24 protein-coding genes and 3 tRNA genes are annotated in these 26,305 nt (G+C 67.2%); 23 read left to right on the forward strand and 4 right to left on the reverse strand.

Annotation, left to right across the window (positions count from 1 at the left end; translation table 11 throughout):
- Positions 1-104 precede the first annotated feature (104 nt).
- The 8 genes from E3T22_RS13570 to E3T22_RS13605 all read left to right on the forward strand — a co-directional run bounded on the left by E3T22_RS13570 (position 105) and on the right by E3T22_RS13605 (position 9,910).
- A complete protein-coding gene (locus E3T22_RS13570; RefSeq protein ID WP_166789302.1) occupies positions 105-5,495 on the forward strand; it encodes a DUF6531 domain-containing protein in 5,391 nt (1,796 codons plus the stop codon).
- Positions 5,496-5,508: 13 nt separating this feature from the next.
- Entirely contained in the window at positions 5,509-6,279 is a 771-nt protein-coding gene (locus tag E3T22_RS13575; RefSeq protein ID WP_134407806.1) for a hypothetical protein, read from the forward strand.
- A 247-nt stretch (positions 6,280-6,526) separates the two neighbouring features.
- Complete coding sequence (locus E3T22_RS13580) at positions 6,527-7,066, forward strand: hypothetical protein (protein ID WP_240632273.1); 540 nt, start codon at positions 6,527-6,529, stop codon at positions 7,064-7,066.
- A 154-nt stretch (positions 7,067-7,220) separates the two neighbouring features.
- Entirely contained in the window at positions 7,221-7,553 is a 333-nt protein-coding gene (locus E3T22_RS13585) for a hypothetical protein (RefSeq protein WP_088457323.1), read from the forward strand.
- Positions 7,554-7,700: 147 nt separating this feature from the next.
- Positions 7,701-8,135 carry a hypothetical protein gene (locus E3T22_RS13590; RefSeq protein WP_134497583.1) on the forward strand — a complete coding sequence of 145 codons (435 nt, stop codon included), beginning with the start codon at positions 7,701-7,703 and terminating at the stop codon, positions 8,133-8,135.
- Between the two features lie 157 nt (positions 8,136-8,292).
- Positions 8,293-8,586: a hypothetical protein gene (locus E3T22_RS13595; RefSeq protein WP_134480944.1), complete on the forward strand. Its 294-nt coding sequence runs from the start codon at positions 8,293-8,295 to the stop codon at positions 8,584-8,586.
- Positions 8,587-8,610: 24 nt separating this feature from the next.
- Positions 8,611-9,384, forward strand: coding sequence for a hypothetical protein (locus E3T22_RS13600; RefSeq protein WP_241983688.1), 774 nt, complete (start codon positions 8,611-8,613; stop codon positions 9,382-9,384).
- 19 nt (positions 9,385-9,403) lie between these two features.
- The gene (locus tag E3T22_RS13605; RefSeq protein ID WP_134480943.1) at positions 9,404-9,910 is read left to right on the forward strand and encodes a hypothetical protein; all 507 of its coding nucleotides are present in this window, start codon (positions 9,404-9,406) and stop codon (positions 9,908-9,910) included.
- Positions 9,911-10,178: 268 nt separating this feature from the next.
- On the opposite strand, the gene E3T22_RS13610 is transcribed toward E3T22_RS13605, so the two are convergent.
- The 3 genes from E3T22_RS13610 to E3T22_RS13620 form a co-directional block, all read right to left on the reverse strand.
- Positions 10,179-10,251, reverse strand: a tRNA-Phe gene (locus E3T22_RS13610).
- Positions 10,252-10,319: 68 nt separating this feature from the next.
- A tRNA-Asp gene (locus E3T22_RS13615) sits at positions 10,320-10,396 on the reverse strand.
- Between the two features lie 90 nt (positions 10,397-10,486).
- Positions 10,487-10,559: transfer RNA gene (locus E3T22_RS13620), tRNA-Glu, on the reverse strand.
- 287 nt (positions 10,560-10,846) lie between these two features.
- On the opposite strand from E3T22_RS13620, the gene E3T22_RS13625 reads away from it, so the two are divergent.
- Positions 10,847-12,292, forward strand: a complete 1,446-nt coding sequence (locus E3T22_RS13625; protein ID WP_134407811.1) for a peptidoglycan DD-metalloendopeptidase family protein — start codon at positions 10,847-10,849, stop codon at positions 12,290-12,292.
- On the forward strand, positions 12,285-13,667 hold the full coding sequence (locus E3T22_RS13630) for an NlpC/P60 family protein (RefSeq protein WP_241979894.1): 1,383 nt from the start codon (positions 12,285-12,287) through the stop codon (positions 13,665-13,667). The genes E3T22_RS13625 and E3T22_RS13630 overlap by 8 nt, the downstream gene beginning before the upstream one ends.
- A 78-nt stretch (positions 13,668-13,745) precedes the next feature.
- Here the strand turns inward: E3T22_RS13630 and E3T22_RS13635 are convergent, their stop codons facing one another.
- Entirely contained in the window at positions 13,746-14,237 is a 492-nt protein-coding gene (locus tag E3T22_RS13635) for an inorganic diphosphatase (protein WP_088457321.1), read from the reverse strand.
- Positions 14,238-14,282: 45 nt separating this feature from the next.
- On the opposite strand from E3T22_RS13635, the gene tilS reads away from it, so the two are divergent.
- From tilS to lysS, 13 genes are all read left to right on the forward strand, one after another.
- Positions 14,283-15,278 carry a tRNA lysidine(34) synthetase TilS gene (tilS, locus tag E3T22_RS13640; RefSeq protein ID WP_134480942.1) on the forward strand — a complete coding sequence of 332 codons (996 nt, stop codon included), beginning with the start codon at positions 14,283-14,285 and terminating at the stop codon, positions 15,276-15,278.
- A 21-nt stretch (positions 15,279-15,299) separates the two neighbouring features.
- A complete protein-coding gene (hpt, locus tag E3T22_RS13645) occupies positions 15,300-15,860 on the forward strand; it encodes a hypoxanthine phosphoribosyltransferase (protein ID WP_088457319.1) in 561 nt (186 codons plus the stop codon).
- Positions 15,861-15,944: 84 nt separating this feature from the next.
- A complete protein-coding gene (gene ftsH, locus E3T22_RS13650) occupies positions 15,945-17,957 on the forward strand; it encodes an ATP-dependent zinc metalloprotease FtsH (RefSeq protein WP_088458124.1) in 2,013 nt (670 codons plus the stop codon).
- Positions 17,958-17,967: 10 nt separating this feature from the next.
- On the forward strand, positions 17,968-18,546 hold the full coding sequence (folE, locus tag E3T22_RS13655) for a GTP cyclohydrolase I (protein WP_174776268.1): 579 nt from the start codon (positions 17,968-17,970) through the stop codon (positions 18,544-18,546).
- Positions 18,543-19,349, forward strand: coding sequence for a dihydropteroate synthase (gene folP, locus E3T22_RS13660; protein ID WP_134407812.1), 807 nt, complete (start codon positions 18,543-18,545; stop codon positions 19,347-19,349). The genes folE and folP overlap by 4 nt, the downstream gene beginning before the upstream one ends.
- Complete coding sequence (gene folB / locus E3T22_RS13665) at positions 19,346-19,741, forward strand: dihydroneopterin aldolase (protein ID WP_088457316.1); 396 nt, start codon at positions 19,346-19,348, stop codon at positions 19,739-19,741. The genes folP and folB overlap by 4 nt, the downstream gene beginning before the upstream one ends.
- Positions 19,738-20,388 (forward strand): 2-amino-4-hydroxy-6-hydroxymethyldihydropteridine diphosphokinase, encoded by a 651-nt coding sequence (folK, locus tag E3T22_RS13670; RefSeq protein WP_134480941.1) that lies wholly within the window; start codon positions 19,738-19,740, stop codon positions 20,386-20,388. Before folB ends, folK begins: the two co-directional genes overlap by 4 nt.
- Positions 20,385-20,873: a DUF3180 domain-containing protein gene (locus tag E3T22_RS13675; RefSeq protein WP_088457314.1), complete on the forward strand. Its 489-nt coding sequence runs from the start codon at positions 20,385-20,387 to the stop codon at positions 20,871-20,873. The genes folK and E3T22_RS13675 overlap by 4 nt, the downstream gene beginning before the upstream one ends.
- 100 nt (positions 20,874-20,973) lie before the next feature.
- Complete coding sequence (locus tag E3T22_RS13680) at positions 20,974-21,399, forward strand: PH domain-containing protein (RefSeq protein WP_370028287.1); 426 nt, start codon at positions 20,974-20,976, stop codon at positions 21,397-21,399.
- The gene (locus E3T22_RS13685; RefSeq protein ID WP_088457312.1) at positions 21,396-23,042 is read left to right on the forward strand and encodes a PH domain-containing protein; all 1,647 of its coding nucleotides are present in this window, start codon (positions 21,396-21,398) and stop codon (positions 23,040-23,042) included. The genes E3T22_RS13680 and E3T22_RS13685 overlap by 4 nt, the downstream gene beginning before the upstream one ends.
- Positions 23,039-23,827 carry a Rossmann-like and DUF2520 domain-containing protein gene (locus E3T22_RS13690; RefSeq protein ID WP_088457311.1) on the forward strand — a complete coding sequence of 263 codons (789 nt, stop codon included), beginning with the start codon at positions 23,039-23,041 and terminating at the stop codon, positions 23,825-23,827. The genes E3T22_RS13685 and E3T22_RS13690 overlap by 4 nt, the downstream gene beginning before the upstream one ends.
- 2 nt (positions 23,828-23,829) lie before the next feature.
- Positions 23,830-24,705, forward strand: a complete 876-nt coding sequence (panC, locus tag E3T22_RS13695) for a pantoate--beta-alanine ligase (RefSeq protein WP_370028177.1) — start codon at positions 23,830-23,832, stop codon at positions 24,703-24,705.
- 56 nt (positions 24,706-24,761) lie between these two features.
- Positions 24,762-26,303 carry a lysine--tRNA ligase gene (lysS, locus tag E3T22_RS13700; RefSeq protein WP_134480940.1) on the forward strand — a complete coding sequence of 514 codons (1,542 nt, stop codon included), beginning with the start codon at positions 24,762-24,764 and terminating at the stop codon, positions 26,301-26,303.
- Positions 26,304-26,305 lie beyond the last annotated feature (2 nt).

Consider the following 26,305-nt stretch of genomic DNA (forward strand, 5'->3'; position numbering starts at 1 on the left):
CACTCAGGGTTGAGGAAGAGTCGGGTTCGCGCGGGACGCATGTCACGTCGGCGATGGAAGACTTCCAGGGACATTTCTCAACTGTTTTCGCAGCCAACGCGGGCGTGGCGGTCACCGACGCGTCAGCGTTGGCAGAGGCCATGCGGACCGTCGCCGGATACATCAACGCCATGACGTCAGATGCGATAAAAGAGGATGCGCGGCGCGTCAAGAACAACGCGTGGGTCCGTGATTACAACGACCGGGACGTGTTCGAGCAGATCGGTGACTGGTGGTCAGGTGGCGAAGCGCGGCCCGACATGGAGCCGACCAGCGCCCCCAAGTTTGGTGCGACCGTGCCCAGTACCGGGTCGCGGGACACGCCATCGCCCGGCAGCGGATCCGCGGGAGGGACGTCCTCGGCGCGGCCCGAGTCCTTGCGGTCGTTCGCGGCTAGCTCCCGCAGCCTGGATGACGGTTTGGCTGGAGCCCCCGGCACGCTGGAAGGCCACCTCTCAGACTTTGCGTCCAGTTGCAACTGGGGCACGATCGATGCCGCCGGCGTGGTCAGCGCCTACCGTGCGTATCTGACCGCCAACGAAAACGATGCGAACTGGGCCGTGACCGTGGCGGACGCGTTCGCTGCCGCTGGTGGCGAGGGAAACATCTCGACGGTCTCGGATGCGGGCGTGGCTGCGGCGCTGGCTGCGGCAGGTGTCGGTGCCAGCCGCACGGCGCTGGTCGTGGCTGCGCCGAAGGCGGCCGGGGCCATTCCCACCAGCGGGTACGCCAACGACCCGGTGAACACAGCCACGGGTAACTTCATCGAGCCGGAATCGGATCTGGGGTTCACCGGCATGGCCGCCAACGTCGTTCTGTCGCGGATGTATAACTCGCTGGCGTCGGGACTGGAGGTGCCTGGCGTGTTCGGTCCCGGCTGGGCCTCGGTCCTCGACCAGCACCTCGCGGTCTCCGACGAGGGGTGCCGGTGGGTGCTGGCCGATGGGCGCGCCGTCGACTTCCCCCGCGAGGGGTCCGGCTGGGGCCGGGCGGTGAACGAGAACTTCTGGCTGAGCCAAGAACCGGCGGCGACCATTGACCTGGCCGAGCTGCGCCACCTGACAGTGGGGACCCCGGAGGTTCTGGTGGTCCGGGACAACCAGGGTTCCTGGTGGGCTTACAGCCTGGCCGGGGTCTGGCTCGGGTCCGGATCGGGTGCGGACCGCACGGTGTCCGCGGTGCGGGATGCGCCGGCCGACGACGGCACGGTGGGACCGGTGACCCGGCTGGCGCATGCGCGGGGCCGGTTCCTGGAGGTGGACTACCTGGACGGGCGGGTGGCCGTGGTGCGGGCGTCGGACGGGCGTCGGGTGGAGTACGCCTACGACGACGCCGGCCAGCTGACCGGCGTGGTGACAGAACTGGGCACGCGAACGTACCGGTGGAACGAGCAGGGCCTGATCGAGGCGGTCTTCTCCTGCGCGGGGGTTCTCGAAGCGGAAAACACCTATGACGAGCACGGCAGGGTTGTGCTCCAGGTCACCCAGCACGGGCGCCGAACCCGGTTCGCGTATCTGCCGGGCCGGGTCACCGTGGTCTCGGATGAGGACGGTACCCGCTCCAACTCGTGGATCGCCGACGCGAAGGGCCGCCTGGTCGGGGTGCTTGATTCCCACGACCACCGGCAGTCGATGGCGTATGACGGCCACGGAAACCTCGTCTCCTTCACCGAGCGCGACGGAACCGTCACGGTGCACGGCTACGACGGGCGGGGCCGGCGAACCCGCACCGTCACCCCGGAAGGCGCCGACCTCACCTACGGCTGGGACGATCACGACCGCATCGATACCCTGGTCACCGAAACCGGTTCGGTCATTTCCTTCGAGTACGCCGACGCGGTGACCCGGGACCCCTCGGTGATTCTGGACGCGCTGGACGGGCGCACCGAGCTAGTGTGGCGGAACGGGCAACTGGTCCGGGTGCTGGACCCGGCAGGGGTGACCGTCAGCTTTGACTACGACGACTTCGGTGACCTCGTCGCCACCCAGAACGCGGTCGGAGACATCGCGAGGATCGTCCGCGACCCGGCCGGCCGGCCGGTGGCGGCCATCACCCCCTCCGGTGCGCACACCCGCTTCGGTTACGACCTCGCGGGGCTGCTAGTTCGGCGGGAAGACCCCGACGGCGCCGTCTGGACGTTTGAACACGACCTGGCCGGGCGCACGACGGCATCCATCGCCCCGGACGGCGGACGCACCGAACTCGAATACGCCGGCAACGGTGAGCTGGTGCGCACGATCGACCCCCTGGGCCGCAGCATCGAGCGGGTCTTCGACGAACTCGGCAACGTCACCGCCGCCGTGCTGCCCGACGGCGCCCGGTGGGGCTTCGTGCACGACACGCTGTCCCGGCTCGTGGGGATCACCGACCCCGCCGGCCACAACTGGGCGCGGGAGTACGACCAGGTCGGTGCGCTCAGCGCCGTCATCGACCCCACCGGCGTGCGCACGGACGCCACCACGGACCGGCAGTCGGGCACGGCCACCCTGGCAGACGCGTTCGGGAGCGCCACCTACAGCTTTGACACCTACGGCCGCCCCACCCGGGTGCAAGGTGAAGACGGCTCCGCGGAGCTCATCTCCTATGACCCGGCCGGCAACCCGGTGGAACTCGTCGACGGTGAAGGCGGCCTGACGGTGCTCGGCCGGGACGTGGCCGGGAAGATCACCTCGATCACCTCCCCCGCCGGCGCGCTCACGCGGTATGAGTACGACGGATGCGGCCGGCCCTGGAAAACAACGGACCCGCTCGGCGCGGTCACCGAACTCACCTACGACGCCGACCAGCGGGTCAGTGCGCGCACCCTGCCCACGGGCGAGGTCGAGACCTTCGAGTACGACCCCTGCGGGCGGCTCCTGTCGCGCCGGAGCCCTGGCCAGGGCGTGTCCCGGTACGGATACGACAAGGCCGGGCGGCTGAGCTTCTCCCAAGACACCTGGTACGGAACCCGCCGGTTCAAGTACAACACCGCCGGGGAACTGACCGGCACCGTCAACGGCGTGGGCGGCCGCACCCGGTTCGAGTACGACGTGCGCGGGCGCCTGGTTCGAGTCACCGACCCCCTCGGCGGGGTGACGACCCGCACCTACACGGCCACCGACCAGGTCGACGCGGTCACCGACCCCCTCGGCCGGGTCACCACCGCGACCTACAATGCCGCCGGGCGGCAACTGTCCCAGACGGACCCGGACGGTCACACCACCAGCTGGACGTACGACGCCGCCGGGCAGGAGGCGACCACCTCGGTGGACGGGAAACTCCTGGCTTCGATTAGCCGGGACCGGCTCCGCCGCCGTGTGGTGATTTCCGATTCCTTGGGCGGTGAGGGTCTGGCCGTGGAGCACGAGCTCGGTTTTGACCGGTGCGGTCGCCTGACCTCCCGCACCCGCGGGTCCCGCGGGTTGTCCTGGGCGTACGACGCCGATGGCAACCGGACTGCGTTCACCGATGCGCACGGCACCACCACCACGTATCGGCGGGATGCTGCCGGCCGGGTCACCGCCGTGAGCAACCCGTCGCTCGGGCAGGCCACCTTCACACACGACGCCTCGGGGCGGATCCACTCTGCCACGGCCGGCGAGCTGGTTCAGGAGTGGGTTTATCGGTACGGGAGTCTGGCCGAGCACAGTCGCGCGGACCGTACTGACCCGGGCACGGCTGATGTCACGCTCATCGGTCGGGACGGCGACGGCCGCATCACCGGCCTGGCGCGGGCTGGGGCGGTGACCCGGTACGGCTACGACGGTGCCGGGCAGATGGTCTCGGCGGCCACGACCCGGAACGGGGAGCAGGATACGTCTGTTCCGGCTGTGGTGTCGGAGTGGGTGTATGACGCCGGCGGGCGTCTGGTGCGGGAGTCCGCCCCGGGCGGTTCCCGAACCTACGAGTACGACACCGCGGGACAGTTGGTGTCGGTGACGGAACCGGACGGGTCCCGGACGGAGTATGTGCATGACGGGTTGGGTCGTCGGACCCGGCTGATCGGTGCCGACGGGTCCTGGACCGAATACGCCTGGGGACCTACCGGTCACCTGAACAGCACCACGGATCGCACGCCCGACGGGCTGGCGATGTCCCGGCATGAGCTGCGGGTGGATGCCCTGGGTGAGCTGGCTGGCGTTGACGGCACGGAGCTGTGGTGGGACACCGCCAGCCCGTTCCCGGTGCTGGCCGGTATCGGCGACGGGCAGGTTTTGTCGTTACCGGGCGATGTCACCGGGTTCGGGGACGCGTGGATGGCGCCGGGCTGGCGTGCGGCCCGCCCGACCGATCAGACCGACCCGTGGGCTGTTATCGGCGCACCGACCATCCCGGACCCGGCACCCGGAGGCACGCCCGGTGCTGGTTCTGCCGGGTTGGCCGGACTGTTGCCGGCCGGGATCACCCTGACCGGCAACGGCGGCCTGGACATCGCGGGACTGGAGTGGCTCGGCGCGCGCGCCTACGATCCGGCCAGCCGTGGTTTCCTTTCCACCGACCCCCTGTCCCCGATCCTGGGTGCGGGCTGGGACGGCAACCCCTACGCCTACGCTGGCAACAACCCGCTGAACACCACCGACCCCGCCGGGCTGCGCCCCCTTACTGACGCGGATCTCGAGGCCCACGATCAGGCGGCTGGGAGCCACTGGGAATACGTTGCCGGTGGGTTAGCGATCGCTGCCGGAGTTGCGCTGATGTGCACTGGGGTGGGCGGCCCGGCTGGCATGGTGCTGATTGGTGCAGTATCCGGGGCATTGGCGAGTGGGGGCATATCGACGATTTCCCAGAAAGCAGCGAACGGTGCCGTGAATTGGGGACAAGTGGGCGTGGAAGCCCTTGCGGGCGGTGCCGCTGGCGCTCTGGGAGGGGCTGGCGTCGCTGCTGCTCGCATCACAATGGCTGCCGCGTCGAGCGTAACCAGATTGGGTGGATACGTCGCTATCAACGCAGCTGTCAACGGAGCCGCGGGTGCAGTTGGCGGTGGGGTCATCTACGCTGCCAAGAACGGAGGCGTCCAGGACTGGCGAGGTCTCGCTGGTGCCATGGTTGGCGGCGGCGTGAGCGGAGCTGTTGGGGGTTTAGCGGGACCGGCGGGCGGAACTCTGGCCAAAGCCGCTGGTTTCGCAGCGAATTCGCCCGCTGCAGGACTTATTGCCCGAGCGCCAGCACGGTTGATAATGACTGCCATTGGAAGCGGCGGTGGCGTAGCTGGAATTGCTGCGGATAGGGCGATATCCGGGGAACAGCTTCAGATTGGAGACGTGGCGTTGTCTGCTTTTACTGGCGGCGCTCTGACTCATGTCCCCGGCGGCCCTTCTCCGTCGAGTACCCTGGCCCAGGCGGCTCGGACCAACGCCAGCACGTTGTCGGGACTTCGCGGCGGCGTGAACGGAACTGCACTAGTGCGCTCGGCAGCTGTAGGAACTTCCCTTGGGGGCGGATTCGATCTCGCGAACTTCCTGCTTGTAGGTGATTGAGGATATGAGAGATATGCAGAATTCGTCGCCGCTTTCTCGCTTTGTTCGAGGGACCTGGGCTCTCCTGGCCACGGCACTGGTGTTTGCATTAGGGACCTTTTTCGTCCTCTTTTCCCTGACTAACGGTTCCAAAGGTGTGGAGATCGCCGCCTTGATTGTCCTTGGCCTTGTAGGGGGCGGTTCAGTCCGAGCTTTCGTTCGCGAAAACTTGGTGGCGGTTGTTCTCTTCGTCCTAGTTATTGCGGAGTGCGCGCTTCTTTCTCAGTCTCCTGAACCCTGGTCCAGGATCTGGCCGGTTCTGATACCAGCCAACGCCATCGGCGTGATGGTCGGCAACACCGTCAGCGAAGGATTACGTGAGAGTCGGCCAAAGGTACTGCGTGATGTGTGGGTGATCAATGGTGCTCAGGAGCAACGGACGGAGAGTGCGAAGACAGCTTCATTGGATGCCCTCTCTTTGTGGGACAGCGCGAAGTCAGGGTGTTTCCGTGTTGAACGCAAGGACGGATTGTTCGAGGCGATGGGTAACCCGGTGACCGGTTTCATCGTGCACTGTGCAGCACATCGGCAGGAAGAGGGCGAGTGGCGGATTCTCGGTTCCATCGTCGGAAAGGCTGAGACCGAGATTTCGATTCCCTCAGGCCCTGCATATGCGCCCAGCGGCGTTGTGGTCGACCTGGAGACTGCAAAGGCGGCATTGTTGGGATTCTTCCATCATCGGGGGCCGGATCCGGAGCTCACCTGGACATCGGGTGATCAGGTGCTGGATCTGAAATTCGGCTGATACTCATGCGTCTTGAGCGGTCTTTGACGAACTCGGCAATGTCGCCGGCGCGGTGCTGCCGGCCACGGCTGGGTGCGGGAGCGGTGACTGTTTCCCATTTTTCCCTTTCGTGTAGATGACGGCACCCGCGTGACCGCCAGCACACAAACTCCCCGTCACCAATGCGGAATAGCCACCCAGGGCAAGTGACGACCGCGCACAGCCTCCATCGATTCACCACTTATGATGCACACGAAAGACAACAGACATGTCCGCTGAAACCGGTTTGAAGTTCGTCATCATCGCGTTTGCCGTACTACTTATCGTGGCCGTTCGGTGGTGGGCACGAAAGCACCCCAACCGGTCCAAGGAACATCCCGATCGGCGCCGAATGGTGAAGTTCATTCCGATCGTCGGCTGGCTCGTTGTGATCGTGGGAGCCCTCATGACTATCTTCGCCAGTTTTGCCGACGGAGATGCACTGGGTCAGTACATTACTTCGGTGGCAATGCTCCTGGGCGGAACCGGGTTTCTGCTGATGTACCGGAACTTTTACGTTGCTCCACGCGACTACGAGGTTGCGTTCCGCACCATGCTCGGCAAGGAACGTGTCATCACCTACACCGACATCGACCGTTACAGCGCGATGCCTCCGTTTGTATACATCAGGTCCACAAAGGGGGTAAAGCTCAACCTGAACACCAATATCTACGACATGACGCCGCTGCTGCGCGCCATCGAGATCCGCGACGCCACCGGCCACTGGCCCGTCCACCCTGCAGTCGACCCACAGGACGTTGTCGGTTGAACACATCGGCCGCCGCACTCGTTCCCCACGGACCAATTCCGAGCGCTGCCGGCAACAGGTGAACAGAGAAATGCCGACAACGGGTAACCCTGTAACAGCAAAGACGACGAAGAAGCCAAGAGCCGAGTGGTTGTCCTGGGTAGGTTTCCTTCTTATGGTTGTGGTTGTCGGGGGTGTGCTGTTCAGCCCGGTGTTGGACTCGATTGCTGTTGAGAACGTGCGCTGTGTGGTGGTGTCGGCAGAGCCGAGGACGGCGTCGGGCGGATCGAGAGGGTCGGCGTCGACGCCCGAGGTGCTCATCGAGACGTCGAACTGCGGTCCCCTGGTGATCTCGAGCGGAGTGACGTTCGATGGCAGGCAGGAGCTTGCGTCCTCCTTCGAAGTTGGTGCCGAGTATGAGTTCGACATTGGTTGGTATTCCCGGGTCATCATGAAAGATGTCCTCCACGAAATCCAGGCGGTGCAGGGTTATCGGCTGGTGGAATGACCTGGGCTGCGGTTACGGCCGGGGAGCGTTGTCTAGTAGGTTGCCACCGGGTGTCGCGTCGTATGTGAAACTCATGAATGGTGCCATTCAGGGAGTCGCGGGCGGGGCTTCCGGTCCGTAAACGGGCCTCCATGTGCGTGGCTGGTAATGGAAAAGGTGAACAAGGAAATGCCGGCAACGCGTAATCCTGTAAGACCGAAGGTCGCTAAGCGAATTGTCAGGTCGTTATCCTGGGTAGTTTTCCTACTTACGGTCGTGGTTGCTGTGGGTGTGTTGTTCAGCCCGGTGTGGAACACGATTGCTGTTGAAAGCGTGCGCTGTGTGGTGGTGTCGGCAGAGCCGAAGACAGCATCGGGCGGTTCGAGAGGGTCGGTGTCGACGCCCGCGGTTCTTATCCTGACGTCGAACTGCGGCCCCCTGGGAATTTCCAGAGGTGTGACTTCCGACGAGCAACAAGAGCTAGCGTCCTCTTTTCAAGTCGGCGCCGAGTACGAGTTTGACATCGGCTGGTACGGCCGGGTCATCATGAAGCACGTCTTGCGCGGAGCTCCAGAAGTGCAGAGTTATCGGCTGGTGGAATGACCTGAGTCGAGCGAGGGGCAGGGGCCTCACCGTGATGAATGAGGGCGCGATTGCTGGCACAGGAGATGAGGATGCTCCAAAGGGACGTACTACCGTAAGACGGGAATTGCAACAGTTGCTTTCGTCCTGGGATAGTGCGAGGGCGGGACGTTTCTTTGTGGAGCGCAACGAGGGGTTGTTCGAGGCCATGGGAAGTCCGGCGACGGGATTCATCGTGCATTGCGTAGCAAATTTCCGGGAGGAAAGGGAGTGGCGGATGCTCGGTTCGGTTGACGGCAATGAGGAAACCGAGATCCGAATACCCTCGGGAGCTGCGCATGCGCCCAGCGGTGCTGTGGTCGATCTCGAAACTGCAGGCAGGGCTTTACGCGGCTTCTTCCATTACCGGGGCCCTGACCCGGAGCTTGCCTGGACGTCAGGAGATGCCGAACTTGATCTGAAGTTCGGCTAGCTTTTACGGTTCCCGTCTCGGCTGGTGACAAGCAAGCGCAGAGAGTTGGATGTTGTGAGAACAAATCGGCGGCGGTCCTGGAAAGGCGCGCTCATCCTCAGCGGGGTGGTCTTGCTGGCGACGATCGCGGGTATGGTGTTCGTGCCGAGGGAGCGAGTGCTTCTTGAGGTCGGAGCAATGCTCGCGGGACTGGGCGTCGGCGCCTGGCTAACGAGATTTGGTGTCCCGCGGCCGTGGATCGGTTCTGTCGTTCTCGTTTTGTTTGTCGCAGTCTCCGTGCTTCTGGGTTCGTCTGGATACGCGTGGTTCGGCGGGTTTTTTGCGGGGACGCTTGCGGGAGTGGCATGGGGGCGTGCTGTAGCGAATCGCACAGTTCAGGCGGCTGCGCCCTGGACCGTGGATGCGGAAGGGTTCGCGACGATGGGGGCTGTCCGGTCGGCGGCCATAGCCGCGCTGCGTTCCTTGGACGGCAAGAAATCCGGGCGGCTGTCCGTTGATCATGGTTCCGCTCGTTTTGAAGTGGCCGGTGGAGTGGGACAGGGAATGGTCTGTCATCGGAATGCTGATTCGACCGACGAGAATTCCTGGGCGGTGCTGCAATCTGCGGGCGTCGCGGATGAGTCGGTGGAAGTTCCGATGGGAGACGTACAGGGGTTCATGCCGGCGCGGTTGGTTCATGACCTAGCCTCGGTTGAAACGGCATTGACCGATTTTCTCGCCAATCCGAGGGCCTCGTCTTTCGGTCCGGAATGGGTGGTAGGAATCGAAGCTGAGTCGACGCGTCTGACGACACATTAGCGAAGGAAGCTCTCACGGCATGAGTAAATCGCAGCGGCGTCAACGTGTTGTTCGGGACGCATCGATAAAACTCGGTGTTTCAATACTTTTTGCTGTAGGCATTTATTGGGCCGTGCTTCAAACACTCAACGGCCTTTACGGCTTGGAGATCTTCGTCGTAGTCATTGCGGGTCTCGTCGGAGGCGGCATGGTTCGAAGTCTCGTTCGTGATCGCAACGTGATGCTTGTGTTCATCGTTCTCGTTGTGGTGGAGTCCGTTTTTCTTTCCCAACTCCCGCGGCCTTGGTCCGGCCTATGGCTGGTGCTAGTACTAGCCAATGCTCTTGGGGTCATGGTGGGAGATATTGCAAGACAAGGGATTCGTGCGGCCAAGCCGAAACTCCCTGATGTGTGGTTGATCAACGGTGTTGAGGAGCCCCGGACAGATCGTGCGAAGACGAAATCGCTGATTCATCGTGCATTGCGTAGCCAACGCTCAGGAGACGAACCAGTGGCGGATCCTGGGTTCGATCGAAGGAACGGATGAGACGGAGATTCGCATTCCTTCAGGCCTGCATACGCGCCCAGCGGGGCCGTGGTCGATCTGGAGGCTGCAAAGGGGGCGTTGTCGGGGTTTTTCCACTACCGGGGTCCGGATCCGGAGCTCACATGGACATCGGGTGGTCAGGTGCTGGATCTGAAGTTCGGCTGACACGCATCCGCTCGACTCGGCCGGGACGGCACTCGACCCGAAGCTCGCCTGTTTTCGGGCATAAAAAATGGCCACCCGCGGTAGAAGCCCGCAGATGGCCAAGTGGCCCCGACCGGCGTCGATCCGGTGACCTTTCGATTTTCAGTCGAACGCTCTACCAACTGAGCTACAGGGCCTCGAACGCGGCTCGAGAGACGCCTTCGAAAGGACGAAAAGCCCCTTCTTTCGAAAGGGCTTGTCGCCTTGGCGACCCTGACCGGACTTGAACCGGCGACCTCCGCCGTGACAGGGCGGCGCGCTAACCAACTGCGCTACAGGGCCAAACTTTTGTGCATTTCGTGCGGTGATTCTTGTGCTGTCGTGCTGTGGAACTGTCTTACTTTTCGTGCCGTGTACAACCTACAGTATCCGTAGCCCCAACGGGATTCGAACCCGTGTTAACGCCGTGAAAGGGCGCCGTCCTAGGCCGCTAAACGATGGGGCCTTGCTCTTCGGAAGCTGATGACTTCCGACGCATAATCATAAGTGTTGGCAGAGCGATAGTTCAAATCGGCCCCAGCGTCCGGTGCGCGTGGCGCCGGACTGCGGGTCCGTTCGCCGCGTGATTCCGGGTCAGAACCCGAATCCGACCCGATTCTCAGCTCGGCGTGTCGCTTTTCACCGCGCCCACGAATGGGCGGCAAACCGGAGCACCCGGGGGTTAGGTTTTATTCGAACCCTGGCCACTCAGCGGGGTTTGTTATTGTGACGAGAGTTACCACAGTGACAAATGTGACAAAGCACGAGCCCGATCGGGGAGTTATGAAGCGCACGGCCACCGTGATCAGCCGCGGAGTCAACGCCGGCCTCAGCCGGCTGCGGCCGAACCGGCAGCAGCCCCGACGCGGGCGCATCGGCGTTCGCCGGGCGACGATGGGCGTGACCGGCTTCGCCGCCGCCCTGACCCTCGCGGTGACGCTCGCCAGCCCGATCAGCCCGGCCATGGCCGTGGACTACCCGAGCTGGCCAGACGTGCTGGCCGCCAAGTCCAACACCAATGCTGCCGCCGCCCAGGTCACCGAGATCCAGAACCTCATCGCCGGCCTGCAGACCGAGGTGGAACGCACCCAGGCGGAAGCCGAGGCGCGTGGAGTCGAGCTCCAGACCGCCCAGGAGAAGTTTGACGACGCCAGCCGTCGCGCCGGCGACCTGCAGGCTCAGGCCGACACCAGCAAGACCGAGGCGGACGCCGCGACCACCCAGGCCGGTCAGCTTGCCGCGCAGCTGTACCGCACCGGCGGCACTGACCTCAGCGTCAACCTCTTCATCGACGGGCAGAAGAGCGGCGCGGGCGCCGACGAGCTGCTGTCCAAGCTCGGCAGCATGAGCAAACTCGTCGAACGCAGCACCGACGTCTACGACCAGGCCCAGACCGCCAACAACACCGCTCAGGCCCTGGGCGACCAGGCCGCTGTGGCCCAGGCCGAGCGCGAGGCCCTCCGAATCGAGGCCGAAGCCGCCATGGTGGCTGCCCAGGAGGCGGCGGACGCCGCAGCCGGTGCGCTGGCCGACTCCGAAGCGCAGAGCGTGATCCTCGAGCAGCAACTGCAGTTCATGCAGGACGCCCAGGCCACCACCACCGCGGGTTACGAGGCCGGCGTCGCAGAACGGGCCCGGATCGCCGCGGAAGCCGAAAAGGCGCGCCTCGCCGCCATCGCGGCCGAAGCCGCACGCGCCGCGGCCTCCCGACCGGCCCCCTCGTCCGGCGGCTCAACCGGATCTCCCGGCGCAGGCCTCAGCGGCGGCCAGGTCGGCAGCCAGGGTTGGGGTGTTCCCGCCGGCGGACGCATCACCGACGGCTATGGCGCCCGCGCCGTCCTCTGCGGCAGCGGCGGCTGCAGCGGCGGTTTCCACTACGGCACCGACATCGGCACCGGCTGCAGCGCTCCGATCTACGCGGCAGCATCGGGAACCGTCGAATACGCGGGCCGCAAGGGCACCTACGGTAACTTCGTCCAGATCAGCCACGGCAACGGCATCATGACCGGCTACGCCCACATCCGCGATGGTGGCATCTTCGTCTCGGTCGGCCAGCAGGTCTCGGTCGGCCAGAACATCGCCAGCTCCGGCACCACCGGCGCCTCCACCGGTTGCCACCTGCACTTCGAGGTGTTCAGCGGCGGCAACCGGATCAACGCCGTTCCGTTCATGTCCGACAGGGGAGCGCCTCTTGGCTGAGCACACGTCCACCCGCCGCTCGCGGCGTACCTCGGCCGCGCTGCTGTCGGCAGCGATGATCGGCTCCGTCACCGCCGCGGCCGGCGTGGCCGTGCCGGCCTTCGCCGACGAGGACTACCCGAGTTGGGACGAAGTTGCCAAGGCCAAGCTGAGCGAGGCCACCAAGGCGAAGGAAATCGAGAACCTCACCGGACTGCTCAAGGGCCTGCAGGAGTCGTCGGCGGTGGCGTCGCAGGGCTCCCAGATGGCCGCGGAGGCCTACAGGGTCACTCAGGACGACCTCGATGCAGCCACGGCCCGGGAGGAGAGCCTGGACAAGCAGTCCGCGGTGGCGCAGAAGGCCGCTGACACGTCCAAGATGCGCGCCGGCTTAATTGCCGCACACCTGGCCAAGACCGGTGCCCAGGACCTCTCCCTCAACCTGTTCCTCAACGGCAATACCGCCGACGACCTGCTCAGCCAGCTCGGCACGGCCAGCAAGCTCAGCGAGCAGTCCGAGACCATCTACCGGCAGGCCGTGCAGGACAAGAACACCGCGGAATCGCTCATCGCCCAGGCTGCCGCCGCCACCGCGGAACGCAAGCGTCTCAGCGCCGAGTCCAAGGAGAAGTACGAATCGGCCAGCGACGCCGCGCTGGGCGCCCAGGCCGCGCTCGACGTCGAGCTGAAGAAGTCGTCGGAGCTTTACGAACAGCTGGCCCTGCTGAAGGACACCACCGCCGACGTGGAGCGCGAGTACCAAACCGGGCTGGACGCCGCCGCATCCGCCGCCGCGCTGGCCAAGGCCCAGGCCGTCGCTGCGGCCGCCGTCAAGAACAATCCGCCGGCCGCTTCCGCACCCGATGCTCCGGCCGCTGCGGCTCCGGCGGCTCCCGCGGCTCCAGCTCCCGCTGCTCCGGCTCCCGCTGCTCCGGCTCCCGCCGCCCCTGCTCCCGCTGCTCCTGCTCCCGCTGTTCCGGCGCCGCCGCCCGTCGAGTCCGCCCCGGCCGCACCCAACGCTTCAGCCGTCGGCACCGTCATCGCCTTCGCCCGTGCGCAGCTCGGCGACGCCTACAAGCTCGGCGGCTCCGGCCCCGACGTCTGGGACTGTTCCGGTCTGACCAAGGCCGCCTACGCAGCCGCGGGCATCTACATCGGCACCCACTCGGCGACCAACCAGTACAACACCATGGCCGGTCAGGGCAAGCTCGTCTCGTTCTCGCAGGTGCAGGTGGGCGACCTCGTCTTCTGGGGTTCGCCGGGGAATTACTATCACGTGGCCATTTATGTCGGCGGCGGACAGATCCTCGAGGCGCCGGACGTGGGCAAGCCCGTTCGGGTGCACAGCATCTGGTCGCCAGGCCAGGTCGCGCCGTACGTCGGCCGACCGTCCTAAGCAACAGACCCCGGCACACAGCAGAAGCCGCCTCCCTGATGGGAGGCGGCTTCTGTCGGTTCAGCGCGTCGCTGTGGGTCAGTGACCTTCGTCGACGAGCTTCTTCAGGCCGTCGCGCACAATCTGGTCGGCCTCGGCGGCGTCGCCCCAGCCCTCGGTCTTGACCCACTTGTTCGGCTCAAGGTCCTTGTAGTGCTCGAAGAAGTGCTCGATCTCCTTGCGGGTGTACTCCGGGATGTCGGTGACGTCCTGGATGTAGTCCCAGCGCGGGTCGCCGGCCGGAACCGCGATGACCTTGGCGTCTGAGCCGCCGTCATCGGTCATGTTGAACACGCCGACGGGGCGTACGGACACGCCGACGCCGGGGAACAACGGGAAGTCGAGCAGCACCAGAACGTCGACGGGGTCGCCGTCCAGGCCCAGGGTGTTCTCGAAGAACCCGTAGTCGGTGGGGTACACGAAGCTCGTGTACAACACCCTGTCGAGGTAGACCCGACCGGTTTCGTGGTCCACCTCATACTTGTTGCGGCTACCGCGTGGGATTTCAATGACTGCGTCGTATTCGGCCATGGCCTGGTATCTCCCTTATTCGAAGTCTGCGGATAACGTTACTGGATGGAGTCCACCCGCCGCCCGCGACTGTCGCCGGCCATCGCCGACCTGCGCCGTGCCGTGCGCGAGCTGCTGCCGGAGGCCGGCCTGGTCCTGGTGGGGCTGAGCGGGGGAGCGGATTCGCTGGCCCTGGCCGCGGCGACGGCGTTCGAGGCGCCCCGGGCCGGGCTCACTGCCGGCGCCGTCATCGTCGACCACGGCCTGCAGGCCGGCTCGGCCGACACCGCCGCCGTCGCGGCCGGACAGGCTCAGGCTCTCGGCCTGGATCCGGTGCTGATCGTGCCGGTGACGGTGACGCCAGACGCCGGCGACGGCCCCGAAGCCGCCGCGCGGACCGCGCGGTACGCCGCGTTCGAGCAGGCACTGGCCGGCACGGGCGCGATCGCGGTGCTGCTCGGCCACACCCTCGACGACCAGGCCGAGACCGTGCTGCTAGGCCTGGCACGCGGCTCGGGGGCGACGAGCCTGCAGGGCATGGCGTCGATCAGCGGGCCGTACCGGCGGCCGCTGCTGGGCATCCGCCGCGTCGTGACCCGGCAGGCCTGCCTGGATGCGGGCCTGCCGGCCTGGTCCGACCCGCAGAACGCCGACCCCCGCTACTCCAGGGTGCGGGTGCGCCAACGGGTGCTGCCGGTGCTCGAGGCCGAGCTCGGGCCGGGCATCGCCGAGGCGCTCGCCCGTACCGCCGAGACGCTGCGTGAGGATGCCGACGCCCTCGACGCCCTGGTGCGGGACCTCGTCGAGGAGATCTGCGAACCGGCCGAAGCCGGCATCGGGGTGTCCGTCGCCGCGCTGGCCGTGCACCCGGCGGCCCTCCGCCAGCGGATGATCCGCCACGTGGTGGCGCGGGAGTTCGGGGTTGCCTGGGAACGCAGCCACACCTTGGCCGTCGCCAGGCTCGTCACCGACTGGCACGGGCAGAATGCGCTCGACCTGCCAGGCGTTAGAGTGGAACGCCTGGGGGGAACGCTCGTGTTTTCTGCTCCTCGACCCACCTAAACAAAGGACTCTTCCACTCCCATGGAACCTCGTGACATTGACGGCGACCTCACCGAAATCCTGATCGAAGAGACCGAGATTCGCGCTCGCCTGGCCGAGATGTCGCGGCAGATCGAAGCGGACTACGCCGGCAAGGACCTGCTCCTGGTGGGCGTGCTCAAGGGCGCGGTCATGGTCATGGCCGACCTGGCCCGCGAACTCGTGCACCCCGTCACGATGGACTGGATGGCCGTCAGCTCCTACGGGTCAGGCACCCAGTCCAGCGGTGTCGTGCGGATCCTGAAGGACCTCGACACCGACCTGCACGGCCGCCACGTCCTCATCGTCGAGGACATCATCGACTCCGGCCTCACCCTGTCCTGGCTGATGGCGAACCTCAAGTCCCGCGGGCCGGCCTCGCTCGAGATCTGCGCCCTGCTCCGGAAGCCCGACGCGGCCCGCGTCGAGATCGACGTCAAGTACCTGGGCTTCGACATCCCCAACCAGTTCGTTGTCGGCTACGGTCTGGACTACGCCGAGAAGTACCGCAACCTGCGCAGCGTCGGGGTGCTGGCTCCACACGTATATTCCACCGGCGAGTAGGCTCCGCTGCACCACGTCCTCCAGTTCACCTTTGGGCGAACACTCGGTGTTCCCCCAGTACGAGAGCGGTAGCCTGTGACCACCATGAACGTCAAGAAACTTCTGCGCGGGCCGCTCCTCTACATCATCCTGGCTGTCATCGCCGTCTGGGTGGGGTCGAGCCTCCTGACCATGTCTGGCTTCCGCGAGATTTCCACCCAGCAGGGCCTGGATTTCCTGAAGGACGGGAAGGTGTCTGAGGCGAAGATCGTCGACGGCGATCAGCGCGTCGACCTCACCCTCAGCAAGGCCGATTCGACCTACGGCGAGCAGGTGCAGTTCTACTACGTGGCCCCCCGCGGCGAAGAGGTCGTCGCCGCCGTCACCGACGCCGACCCGAAGGACGGCTTCACTGACGAGGTTCCCCAGGCCAGCTGGTTCCTGTCGCTGCTGGGCATCCTCCTGCCGGTCCTGCTGATCGGTGCGTTCTTCTGGCTGATGCTCTCCGGCATGCAGGGCGGCGGCAACAAGGTCATGCAGTTCGGCAAGTCGAAGGCCAAACTCGTCTCCAAGGAGACCCCGCAGGTCTTCTTCACCGACGTAGCCGGCGCGGACGAAGCCATCGAAGAGCTGCAAGAAATCAAGGACTTCCTCAAGGAACCGGCCAAGTTCCAGGCCGTCGGCGCCCGGATCCCGAAGGGCGTGCTGCTGTACGGTCCTCCCGGAACCGGAAAGACCCTTCTGGCCCGCGCCGTCGCCGGCGAGGCAGGCGTTCCGTTCTACTCGATCTCCGGTTCCGACTTCGTCGAGATGTTCGTCGGTGTCGGTGCCAGCCGGGTGCGCGACCTGTTCCAGCAGGCCAAGGAGAACTCCCCGGCGATCATCTTCGTCGACGAGATCGACGCCGTCGGGCGCCACCGCGGCGCCGGCATGGGCGGCGGCCACGACGAGCGCGAGCAGACCCTCAACCAGCTCCTGGTGGAGATGGATGGCTTCGACGTCAAGACCAACGTGATCCTCATTGCGGCCACCAACCGGCCCGACATCCTCGACCCGGCGCTCCTGCGTCCGGGACGTTTCGACCGTCAGATCGGCGTCGACGCCCCCGACATGCTCGGCCGCAAGCGCATCCTGGAGGTGCACTCCAAGGGCAAGCCGATGGCCGCCGGCGTCGACCTCGAGGTGCTCGCCCGCAAGACGCCGGGCTTCACCGGCGCCGACCTGGCGAACGTGCTCAACGAGGCCGCACTGCTGACCGCGCGTTCCAACGCCCAGCTGATCGACAACCGCGCCCTCGACGAAGCCGTCGACAGGGTCATGGCCGGTCCGCAGCGCCGCACCCGCGTGATGCGCGACCAGGAGAAGCTCATCACCGCGTACCACGAGGGCGGGCACGCTCTCGTTGCCACGGCCATGCGCAACACCGACCCCGTGACCAAGATCACCATCCTGCCCCGCGGCCGCGCCCTGGGGTACACCATGGTGATGCCGCTCGAGGACCGCTACTCGGTGTCTCGCAACGAGCTTCTCGACCAGCTCGCCTACGCCATGGGCGGCCGGGTCGCCGAGGAGATCATTTTCCACGACCCCACCACCGGCGCCTCGAACGACATCGAGAAGGCCACCGCCACGGCTCGCAAGATGGTCACCGAGTTCGGCATGAGTAGTGATGTCGGACCGCTCAAGCTCGGTTCGGCCTCCGGTGAGATGATGTTCGGCCGCGACATGGGCCACCAGCGCGACTACTCGGAGCGGCTTGCGGAGCGGGTGGACACCGAGGTGCGCCAGCTGCTCGAGAACGCGCACGACGAGGCCTACACGGTCATCAACGCCAACCGGGCGATCCTCGACGACCTGGCCGCGAAGCTGCTCGAACACGAGACTCTCGACCAGACCGCGCTGGTGGAGATCTTCGCCGACGTGCAGAAGCTGCCGCCGCGCCCGCAGTGGCTCTCCAGCGACAAGCGCCCGGTTTCCGACCTGCCCCCCATCGCGATGCCGACGCCGAAGGCGCCCATCGACGGTGCGGCGGTCGACGGTGGCGTCACCAGCGGCGGCGCCGATGCGGACAAGCCCAAGCGCGCCCCCGCACTCAAACCGCGCCCCGCAACCGCGTAGACCGGCCCCCGTGGGAGTCGACCAGCCACGCATCGAAGCGGCCGTCGCCGAGATCCTCGCCGCCATCGGTGAGGATCCCGGCCGGGCCGGCCTGGCGTCGACCCCGGAGCGGGTGGCGTCGGCCTACGCCGAGTTCTTCGCCGGTCTCGGCCAGGACCCGCTCGACCACCTGAGAGACACCGTGCCGGTCGGAGACCGGACCGGTGAACTGGTGCTGCTGCGTGACATCGAGTTCCGTTCCGTCTGCGAACACCACCTGCTGCCGTTCCTCGGCACCGCCCACCTGGCCTACCTGCCCGGTGAGCGCATCGTGGGACTGGGCAAACTGGCCAGCGTCGTGACGACCCTTGCCGCCAGGCCCCAACTGCAGGAACGGCTCACCGAAGAGATCGCCGACACCCTCGAGACCGGGCTGGCGCCGCGCGGGATCCTGGTGGTCCTCGATGCCAGCCACGGTTGCGTGACCACCAGGGGCCCTCGCCAGACCCACAGCTCCACCGTGACCATGGCCAGCCGTGGCGACCTGGCCTTGCCCGTTGCTCGCTCGGAGATCATCGCCCTCATCGGCGGGACGCAGGTCGTGCGGTGACCCTGGTGATGGGTGTGCTCAACGTCACTCCCGACTCGTTCAGCGACGGTGGCCGGTGGGCGAGTACCGACGCTGCCGTGCGGCACGCCGTGGACCTGCACTCCTCGGGAGCCGACCTCATCGACGTCGGCGGGGAATCCACCCGGCCCGGCGCCGACCGGGTGTCGCCCCAGGTCGAGCAGGACCGGGTACTGCCCGTGATCACCGAGCTGCGCCGGCTGGGCATCATGACCAGTGTCGATACTCTCAACTCCGAGACCGCCGAACGGGCCGCCGACGCCGGGGTCGACATCATCAACGACGTGTCCGGCGGCCTGGCCGACCCCGGTATGGCGGCGGTGGTCGCCCGCACCGGCCTCACATACATCGCGATGCACTGGCGCGGCCACGCCCGCACCATGGACACCCTCGCTGAGTACGACGACGTGGTCGCCACCGTGGTCGCCGAATTGACCGCACGAGTCGCCGTGCTCGAGGCTGCCGGGGTGGCGCGCAGCCAGATCGTCGTGGACCCCGGACTCGGCTTCAGCAAGGACGCCGAGCAGAACTGGCGGGTGTTCGCCAGGCTCGACGCCTTCGCTCCGCTCGGCCTACCCGTCATGGTCGGTGCCTCCCGCAAACGATTCCTGGCCGGCGTGCTGCCGGAAGACGCCACCATCCTCGACCGGGATCTGCCGACCGCCGTGCTCAGCGTGCTCGCCGCCCAGGCGGGCGCCTGGGCCGTTCGGGTGCACGACGTGGCGGGCACCCGGGCCGCCCTCAACGTGCTCGCCCGGGTCGATTCGGCCAGAATAGGGTCATGAGCACCGACTCGATCACCCTCACCGGGCTGCGGATCACCGCGCACCACGGTGTCTTCGACTTCGAACGCGAGAACGGCCAGGAGTTCGTCATCGACGTGACGGTCTGGCTGGATTTCCGTGCGGCGGCGTCCGGTGACGACCTGACCCGCACCATCCACTACGGCGAACTCGCCGAGGAGGTCGCCGACGCCGTGCGCCGCGACCCCGTCGATCTCATCGAGACCCTCGCCGAGCGCATCGCCGACGTGGTGCTCGCGCACGACGCCGCCGAACGCGTGCAGGTGACAGTGCACAAGCCGCAGGCTCCCATCGAGATCCCCTTCGAGGATGTGTCGGTGCAGATCGAACGCACGCGAATCGAACGCACGCAAACCGAAGGGAGCCGCGCATGACCGACGCCGCAGCCGCCGCTCCGGCGCGCACCGCCGTGCTCGCACTGGGCAGTAACCTCGGTGACCGCGAGGGCACCCTGGCCGCCGCCGTGCGCGCCATCGCCGAACTGCCGGGCGCGCAACTCACCGCGATCTCCCCGGTGTACGCCTCCGACGCCGTGAAGCCCGACGGGGTGGACCTCACCGCACCCGGCTACCTCAACCTTGTGGTGAGCGTGCTCTGGACGGGCGAACCGCACGCCCTGCTCGACGCCGTCAACGCCATCGAAAACGACCACGGCCGGGTCCGGGAGGAACGCTGGGGCGACCGCACCCTGGACATCGACCTGATCTGCCTGGGCGACCTCCGCATCGACGACGACAGGCTCACCCTCCCGCACCCGCGCGCGGCGGAACGTGACTTCGTGCTGGCTCCCTGGCTCGACATCGACCCCGACGCCGAGCTGCCCGGCCGGGGCCGGGTGCGCGAACTCCTGGCCGTCACCGCACGCACCGCCAGGGCGCATCCGGTGACCGCGAGCACCGACCCCGCGCATACCGAGGTCGCCCACACCGAGACCCTGCACAAGACACCGGGCCGACCGCGACCGGGCACCCCGGACGACCCCACCGGAGACCTCCCCGAGGACGAGGACGATCGCCGATGAAGCGCACCCACCCCACCCCGCTGATCGCGCTGGGCCTGGCCGGGCTCGTCGTCGGGTTCCTGGTCGAACTGGCGGCGACGGCCTGGAGCGCGCCGATCATAGTTCCGCCGTTCACCCTGCCCCTGGCCCTGATCCTGATCGCCGTGATCCTCGTCTGCCTGGCCTGGCCCATCCGCCAGGCCACCAGAGGTCGGGCGACAAAACGCGTCGACCCGTTCCTGGCAATGCGGATCGCCCTGCTCGCCAAGGCATCCAGCCTGTCCAGTGCGCTCCTGCTCGGCGTGGGCCTCGGCATCGTGGCTTTCATCCTCACCCGGTCGGTGGTACCGGCGGTAACATCGTTGTGGCTCGCAATCGGGATGGCGCTCGGCGCCGTGCTCCTCCTCGCGGGCGGTCTCGTAGCGGAGCATTTCTGCACACTGCCGCCGGACGACCACGATCACGACAATGGGGGACCGAACGATGGCGGAGCAGCCCGTGCCTGACTACCCCGGCAGCGATCCCATCGAGGCCGTGGCGCCCGTCGGTGCCCGCCTCGACCTGCCGGAGGCGGGCGAATGGAAGCGCGTGTCGCCGAAGTACGTCATGGTCGAAATCGTGGGGACCGTCATCTTCCTGCTCATAGTGTGCGCCGCCGCCGGGGCCCTCTGGCTGCTGCTTGACCAGGTCTGGGCCGCCTGGGTGGGCGGCTTGATCGCGCTGATCACCATGGTCTCGCTGGCATTCGAGCCCCGCCGGGTGCGCTCGATCGGGTACCAGCTGCGCGCCGACGACCTGCTCTTTCGGCGCGGCATCATGTACCAGCGGTTCGTGTCGGTGCCTTACGGCCGCATGCAACTGGTCGATATCACCCGCGGCCCGGTCGCGCGCCTGCTCGGCCTCGCCGACCTCAAGTTCGTCACGGCCGCCGCGTCCTCCGGCGTCGCGATCCCCGGCCTCGCCGAGGCCGACGCGGATGCCCTCCGCGACCGCCTGGTGGAACTGGCCGAGAGCAGGCGGGCCGGGCTGTGACCTCCCTCGCCGACGGGGACTGGCACCGCCTGCATCCAGCGAGCCCGGTGCTGCGCGGCGGCATCTTCGTCTTCGCCCTGCTCGGCTTCGTCATCGCCAACCTGCGCGAGCGCTTCGTCGACGTGGTCTTCGGGATCCCACGGCAATCCGGCGACCCCCTCGATGAGATCTACGAGCGCGGCGCCGTGGGCTGGGCGCTGCTCATCGCCGCCGCGATCCTCATCGTCATCCTCATCGCGTTCACCCTGTCCTGGCGGATGCACACCTTCAGGGTCAGCGACGAATCCGTCGAGGTCCGCAGCGGCATCCTGTTCCGCAGCCACCGGCAGGCGCGCCTGGACCGCATCCAGGGCGTTAACATCGTGCGCCCCCTCATCCCGAGGCTGTTCGGTGCGGCCAAGCTCGAGGTGAGCGTGGCCGGTCAGGACGCAAACGTGCAGCTCGCCTATCTCGGCTCTGCGCTGGCCGACGGGCTGCGCCGCGACATCCTGCAGCTGGCCTCCGGTGCACGCCAGCCCCGGCCCGTCGCGGGCGAGAGCGTGCCAGAGGCGCCGCTGCCGGCCGGCGACCCCGCACAGATCCCCGCCGACACGGCGACCGCCGCGCACGCCGGCCGCCGCCAGGCCCTGAACGACTACGCCACCAGCCGGGTGGGCGAATTCCTCGCACCCGAACTGGACCCTGACGCCGCCCCGCCGGAGTCGGTCGTCCGGATCCCGGTGCTGCGGCTGATCGGCTCGATAGTGTTCAGCGGCTTCACGGTCTTCGTCGCCGTGGCCATCGTCGCTCTCATCGTGAGCGTCATCGTCGGCGGCAGCGAGTGGTTGCTGATCGCGATCTTCCCCGGCCTCATCGCGAGCATCGGATACTACGTCTCCAGGTTCACCAAATCGCTGCGGTACAGCATCGCCGGTACCAGGGACGGCGTGCGGGTGGGCTTCGGGCTGCTCACCACGAGCAACGAGACCCTGCCGCCCGGACGCATCCACGCCATCGGCGTGACCCAGCCGCTGGCCTGGCGGCCCTTCGGGTGGTGGCAGATCAGCATCAACAAGGCCGGCCACTCCACCAACGACGGCGCAGCCGGACAGGCGGCGACCACGGTGCTGCCGGTCGGGTCGCTGACCGACGTGGCGAAGGTCCTCGAGCTGATCCTGCCCGGGTTCGCGCTCGACGAGCAGCGGATCCTGATCCAGCACGGCCTCATCTCCCGCGGCGGCGACGACGGCTTCCGCAACGCGCCCCGCCGGGCGGCCTGGCTGCGACCGTTCTCCTGGCGCCGCACCGGCTACGCGGTATCCGCCGGCGCCGTCCTGCTCCGCCGCGGCGTGCTGTCCAGGGAACTCGTTCTGGTGCCCCTGGCCCGTCTGCAAAGCGTCGGCATCAACCAGGGACCCGTCCGACGCCGTCTTCGACTGGCCACCGCCAGGCTGCACACCGTGACCGGACCGGTGACCGCGACCCTCGGCGTGCTCGACGTGGGGGAGGCCGTGCGCCTGCTGGAGACCGTCACCGCCGGTGCCGTCGCGTCCGCGGAGTCAGACACCAGCCACCACTGGAGTCGCATCGACCAGGACCCAGCGCCGACCCCGCGACCCGCCAGCCCGGTCGGTCCCGCCGCCGCCGCGGAGGTGACCTCGTGACGGTGCGACCGGGCCGTCTGGGGATCGGCGTCATCGGCGCCGGCCATGTCGGACCCATCCTCGCCGCCGCTCTCGCCGGAGCCGGGCACGCCCTGATCGGGATCTCCGCGATCTCGCAGGCCAGCCGCGACCGCGCGGAAGCGATCCTGCCGGGCGTTCCCGTGCTCACCGTGCCCGAGGTGGTGGAGCGCAGCGAACTGGTGATCATCGCGGTGCCGGACGACCAGCTCGACAGCCTCGTGACCGGCCTCGCGGCCACGGGAACCTGGCAGCCCGGCCAGCTCGTTCTGCACACCTCCGCACGCTACGGCACCAACGTGCTGCTGCCCGCCCAGCGGGCCGGCGCGATCCCGCTGGCCATCCACCCGGCGATGGCGTTCACGGGCACCAGCCTGGACATCAGCCGCCTGGCCGACAGCTACTTTGCCGTGACCGCCCCAGCCCCCGTGCTGCCGATCGCGCAGGCCCTGGTAGTGGAGATGGGCGGCGAACCGGTGATCGTGGCCGAGGGCGACCGGGAGGTCTACTCCGAGGCCATCGAGACCGCCACGGCGTTCTCCAGCTCGATCGTCGACCAATCCACCCGGCTGCTCAGCGAGATCGGCATCGAGGCGCCGGGAGCCGTGATCGCGCCGCTGGTGCGCTCGGCCATCGAGAACGCCCTCACCCGCACCGGCGCCAGGCATCCGCTCGACGACCTCGCTGATCTGGGCGACACCACCCACCTGCTCGACCCGCCATACCCGCCCCACCCGCCCCACCCGTTCGACCCGGAGGACCAGTGACCGTGCTCACCAAGCCAGAAGTCATCGACACGATAGACGAGCTGCGTAATAGCCTCTGCCTCGCCAAACAGAACGCCGCGGCCAGGGGCGGCGATGCCCACGTCGTGCTCGTTCCCACCATGGGCGCCCTGCACGCCGGGCACCGGGAGCTCGTGCGGCGTGCCGTCGCCGTTGGCGACATCGTGGTCGTGTCGGTCTTCGTCAACCCGCTGCAGTTCGGGGTGAACGAAGACCTTGACACCTACCCGCGCACCCTCGACGCCGACGTGGCGGCGCTGGCGGAGGAGGGCGCCGCATTCGTCTTCGCCCCGCACGCCCAGGAGATGTACCCGGACGGCGCCTCGTCGACCCGACTGACCGCAGGCGCGGTCGGCGGTCTCTACGAGGGTGCCGCCCGGCCCGGCCACTTCGACGGCATGCTCACCGTCGTCGCGAAGCTGTTGAACATCGTCGAACCCGACATCGCCGTCTTCGGTCAGAAGGACGCCCAGCAGGTTTTCCTGGTGGAGAGGATGGTCGCCGACCTCAATCTGCGGGTGCGCATCGAGGTCGTGCCCACGGTGCGGGAAGACAACGGCCTGGCCCGCTCGAGCCGCAACCGCAACCTCGACGAGCCCGCCCGCACCGCGGCCAGGTCGCTGTTCGTGGGCCTGACCGCGGCCGCGGCCGCGGCCCACTCCGGGGTTCCCGTCGCGATAGTTGCCGCCCACGCGGTGATCGGGGCCGCGCCTCTGGTTAAACTGGACTATCTGGTTGTCGTGCACCCGCACACCTTCCTGCCGGTCGACGACGACTACCGCGGCCAGGCCAGGATGCTGGTCGCCGCGGTGGTCGGCAGCACCCGGTTGATCGACAACATTTCACTGGACATCCCCTAACCGCTTTCAACGGGGTGCCGGGCCTGGCCCGTGTACGCCCACCGACGGAGAACCGCATGAGCACCACCCCCGACGCCGTGCCCGGCAACACGCCCAGCAACGATGACGCACAGGCCGCGGCCGAACTGACCGAGCAGAAGGCCGTGCGTCTGGCCAAGCGTGACCGCCTGAACGCGGCCGCGTCCAGCCCGGCCGGCGGCGCCTACCCGGTGTCGGTGCCCGTCACCCACACCATCCCCGCCGTGCGCGCCCGGTACGGCGAGCTCGAAGCGGACGCCGCCACCGGCGAGACCGTGGGCCTGGCCGGTCGGGTGGTGCATCTGCGCAACACCGGCAAGCTCTGTTTCGCGAGCCTGCAGGCCGGCGACGGCAGCCGCATCCAGGCCATGGTGTCGCTCGCCGCCGTCGGCGACGAATCGTTGGCCGCCTGGAAGGACCTCGTCGACCTCGGCGACCACGTCTTTGTCGCCGGTGAGGTCATTTCCTCCCGCCGCGGCGAACTGTCGGTCATGGTCACCGAGTGGCAGATCGCCGCCAAGGCACTGCTGCCGCTGCCGAACCTGCACTCCGAACTCAGCGAAGAGACCCGGGTGCGCAGCCGCTACCTCGACCTCATCGCCCGTGAGCAGGCCCGCCGCACCGTGGTGCAGCGCTCCCAGGCCGTCGCGAGCCTGCGCGCCACCTTCACCGCGCGCGGCTTCCTCGAGATCGAAACGCCGATGCTGCAGACCCTGCACGGCGGCGCCTCGGCCCGGCCGTTCTCCACCCACAGCAACGCGTTCGACACCGAACTGTTCCTGCGCATCGCACCGGAGCTGTTCCTCAAACGCGCCGTCGTCGGCGGCATCGACAGGGTCTACGAGATCAATCGCAACTTCCGCAACGAGGGCGCCGACTCCACCCACTCGCCCGAATTCGCGATGCTCGAGGCCTACGAGGCCTACGGCGACTACACCTCGATCGCCGAGCTCACCCAGACTCTGATCCAGGATGCTGCTGCGGCCATCACCGGCGGCTCGCACGTGGTGACCTGGGCCGACGGAACCGAGTACGACCTGGGCGGCCAGTGGGACCGCATCAGCATGTACGACAGCCTCTCCGCCGCCGTGGGACGCACCATCAGCCCGGCCACCCCGCTGGCCGAGCTGCAGGCCCTGGCCGCCGCCGAAGGCGTCGAGGTCGACCACCCCATCCACGGCAAGTACGTCGAAGAGCTGTGGGAGCACTTCGTCAAGGGCGACTTGGTCCGGCCCACCTTCGTGCTCGACTTCCCGGTGGACACCAGCCCGCTGGTGCGCGGCCACCGCTCGATCGACGGCGTCGTGGAGAAGTGGGACCTCTACATCCGTGGCTTCGAACTGGCCACCGGTTACTCCGAGCTCGTCGACCCCGTCGTGCAGCGCGAACGCTTCGTGGAGCAGGCCCGGCTCGCCGCCGGCGGCGACCCGGAGGCGATGCGTCTGGACGAAGAATTCCTTCGGGCCCTGGAGCACGGCATGCCGCCCACCGGTGGCATGGGAATGGGCATCGACAGGTTGCTGATGGCCCTGACCGGCCTCGGTATCCGGGAGACCATTCTGTTCCCGTTGGTAAAGTAACC

This window comes from Cryobacterium sp. TMB3-10, assembly GCF_004402305.1.
In the GTDB taxonomy this organism is placed as follows: Bacteria; Actinomycetota; Actinomycetes; order Actinomycetales; family Microbacteriaceae; genus Cryobacterium; species Cryobacterium zongtaii.

Excerpts from the sequence above, each read along its gene's own strand:
- E3T22_RS13575 (WP_134407806.1), top strand. The coding sequence starts at position 5,509 with ATGCAGAATTCGTCGCCGCTTTCTCGCTTTGTTCGAGGGACCTGGGCT.
- E3T22_RS13580 (WP_240632273.1), top strand. The coding sequence starts at position 6,527 with ATGTCCGCTGAAACCGGTTTGAAGTTCGTCATCATCGCGTTTGCCGTA.
- E3T22_RS13585 (WP_088457323.1), top strand. The coding sequence starts at position 7,221 with ATGGTTGTGGTTGTCGGGGGTGTGCTGTTCAGCCCGGTGTTGGACTCG.
- E3T22_RS13590 (WP_134497583.1), top strand. The coding sequence starts at position 7,701 with ATGGAAAAGGTGAACAAGGAAATGCCGGCAACGCGTAATCCTGTAAGA.
- E3T22_RS13605 (WP_134480943.1), top strand. The coding sequence starts at position 9,404 with ATGAGTAAATCGCAGCGGCGTCAACGTGTTGTTCGGGACGCATCGATA.
- E3T22_RS13635 (WP_088457321.1), bottom strand. The coding sequence starts at position 14,237 with ATGGCCGAATACGACGCAGTCATTGAAATCCCACGCGGTAGCCGCAAC.
- tilS (WP_134480942.1), top strand. The coding sequence starts at position 14,283 with ATGGAGTCCACCCGCCGCCCGCGACTGTCGCCGGCCATCGCCGACCTG.
- hpt (WP_088457319.1), top strand. The coding sequence starts at position 15,300 with ATGGAACCTCGTGACATTGACGGCGACCTCACCGAAATCCTGATCGAA.
- ftsH (WP_088458124.1), top strand. The coding sequence starts at position 15,945 with ATGAACGTCAAGAAACTTCTGCGCGGGCCGCTCCTCTACATCATCCTG.
- folB (WP_088457316.1), top strand. The coding sequence starts at position 19,346 with ATGAGCACCGACTCGATCACCCTCACCGGGCTGCGGATCACCGCGCAC.
- folK (WP_134480941.1), top strand. The coding sequence starts at position 19,738 with ATGACCGACGCCGCAGCCGCCGCTCCGGCGCGCACCGCCGTGCTCGCA.
- E3T22_RS13675 (WP_088457314.1), top strand. The coding sequence starts at position 20,385 with ATGAAGCGCACCCACCCCACCCCGCTGATCGCGCTGGGCCTGGCCGGG.
- E3T22_RS13680 (WP_370028287.1), top strand. The coding sequence starts at position 20,974 with ATGGTCGAAATCGTGGGGACCGTCATCTTCCTGCTCATAGTGTGCGCC.
- lysS (WP_134480940.1), top strand. The coding sequence starts at position 24,762 with ATGAGCACCACCCCCGACGCCGTGCCCGGCAACACGCCCAGCAACGAT.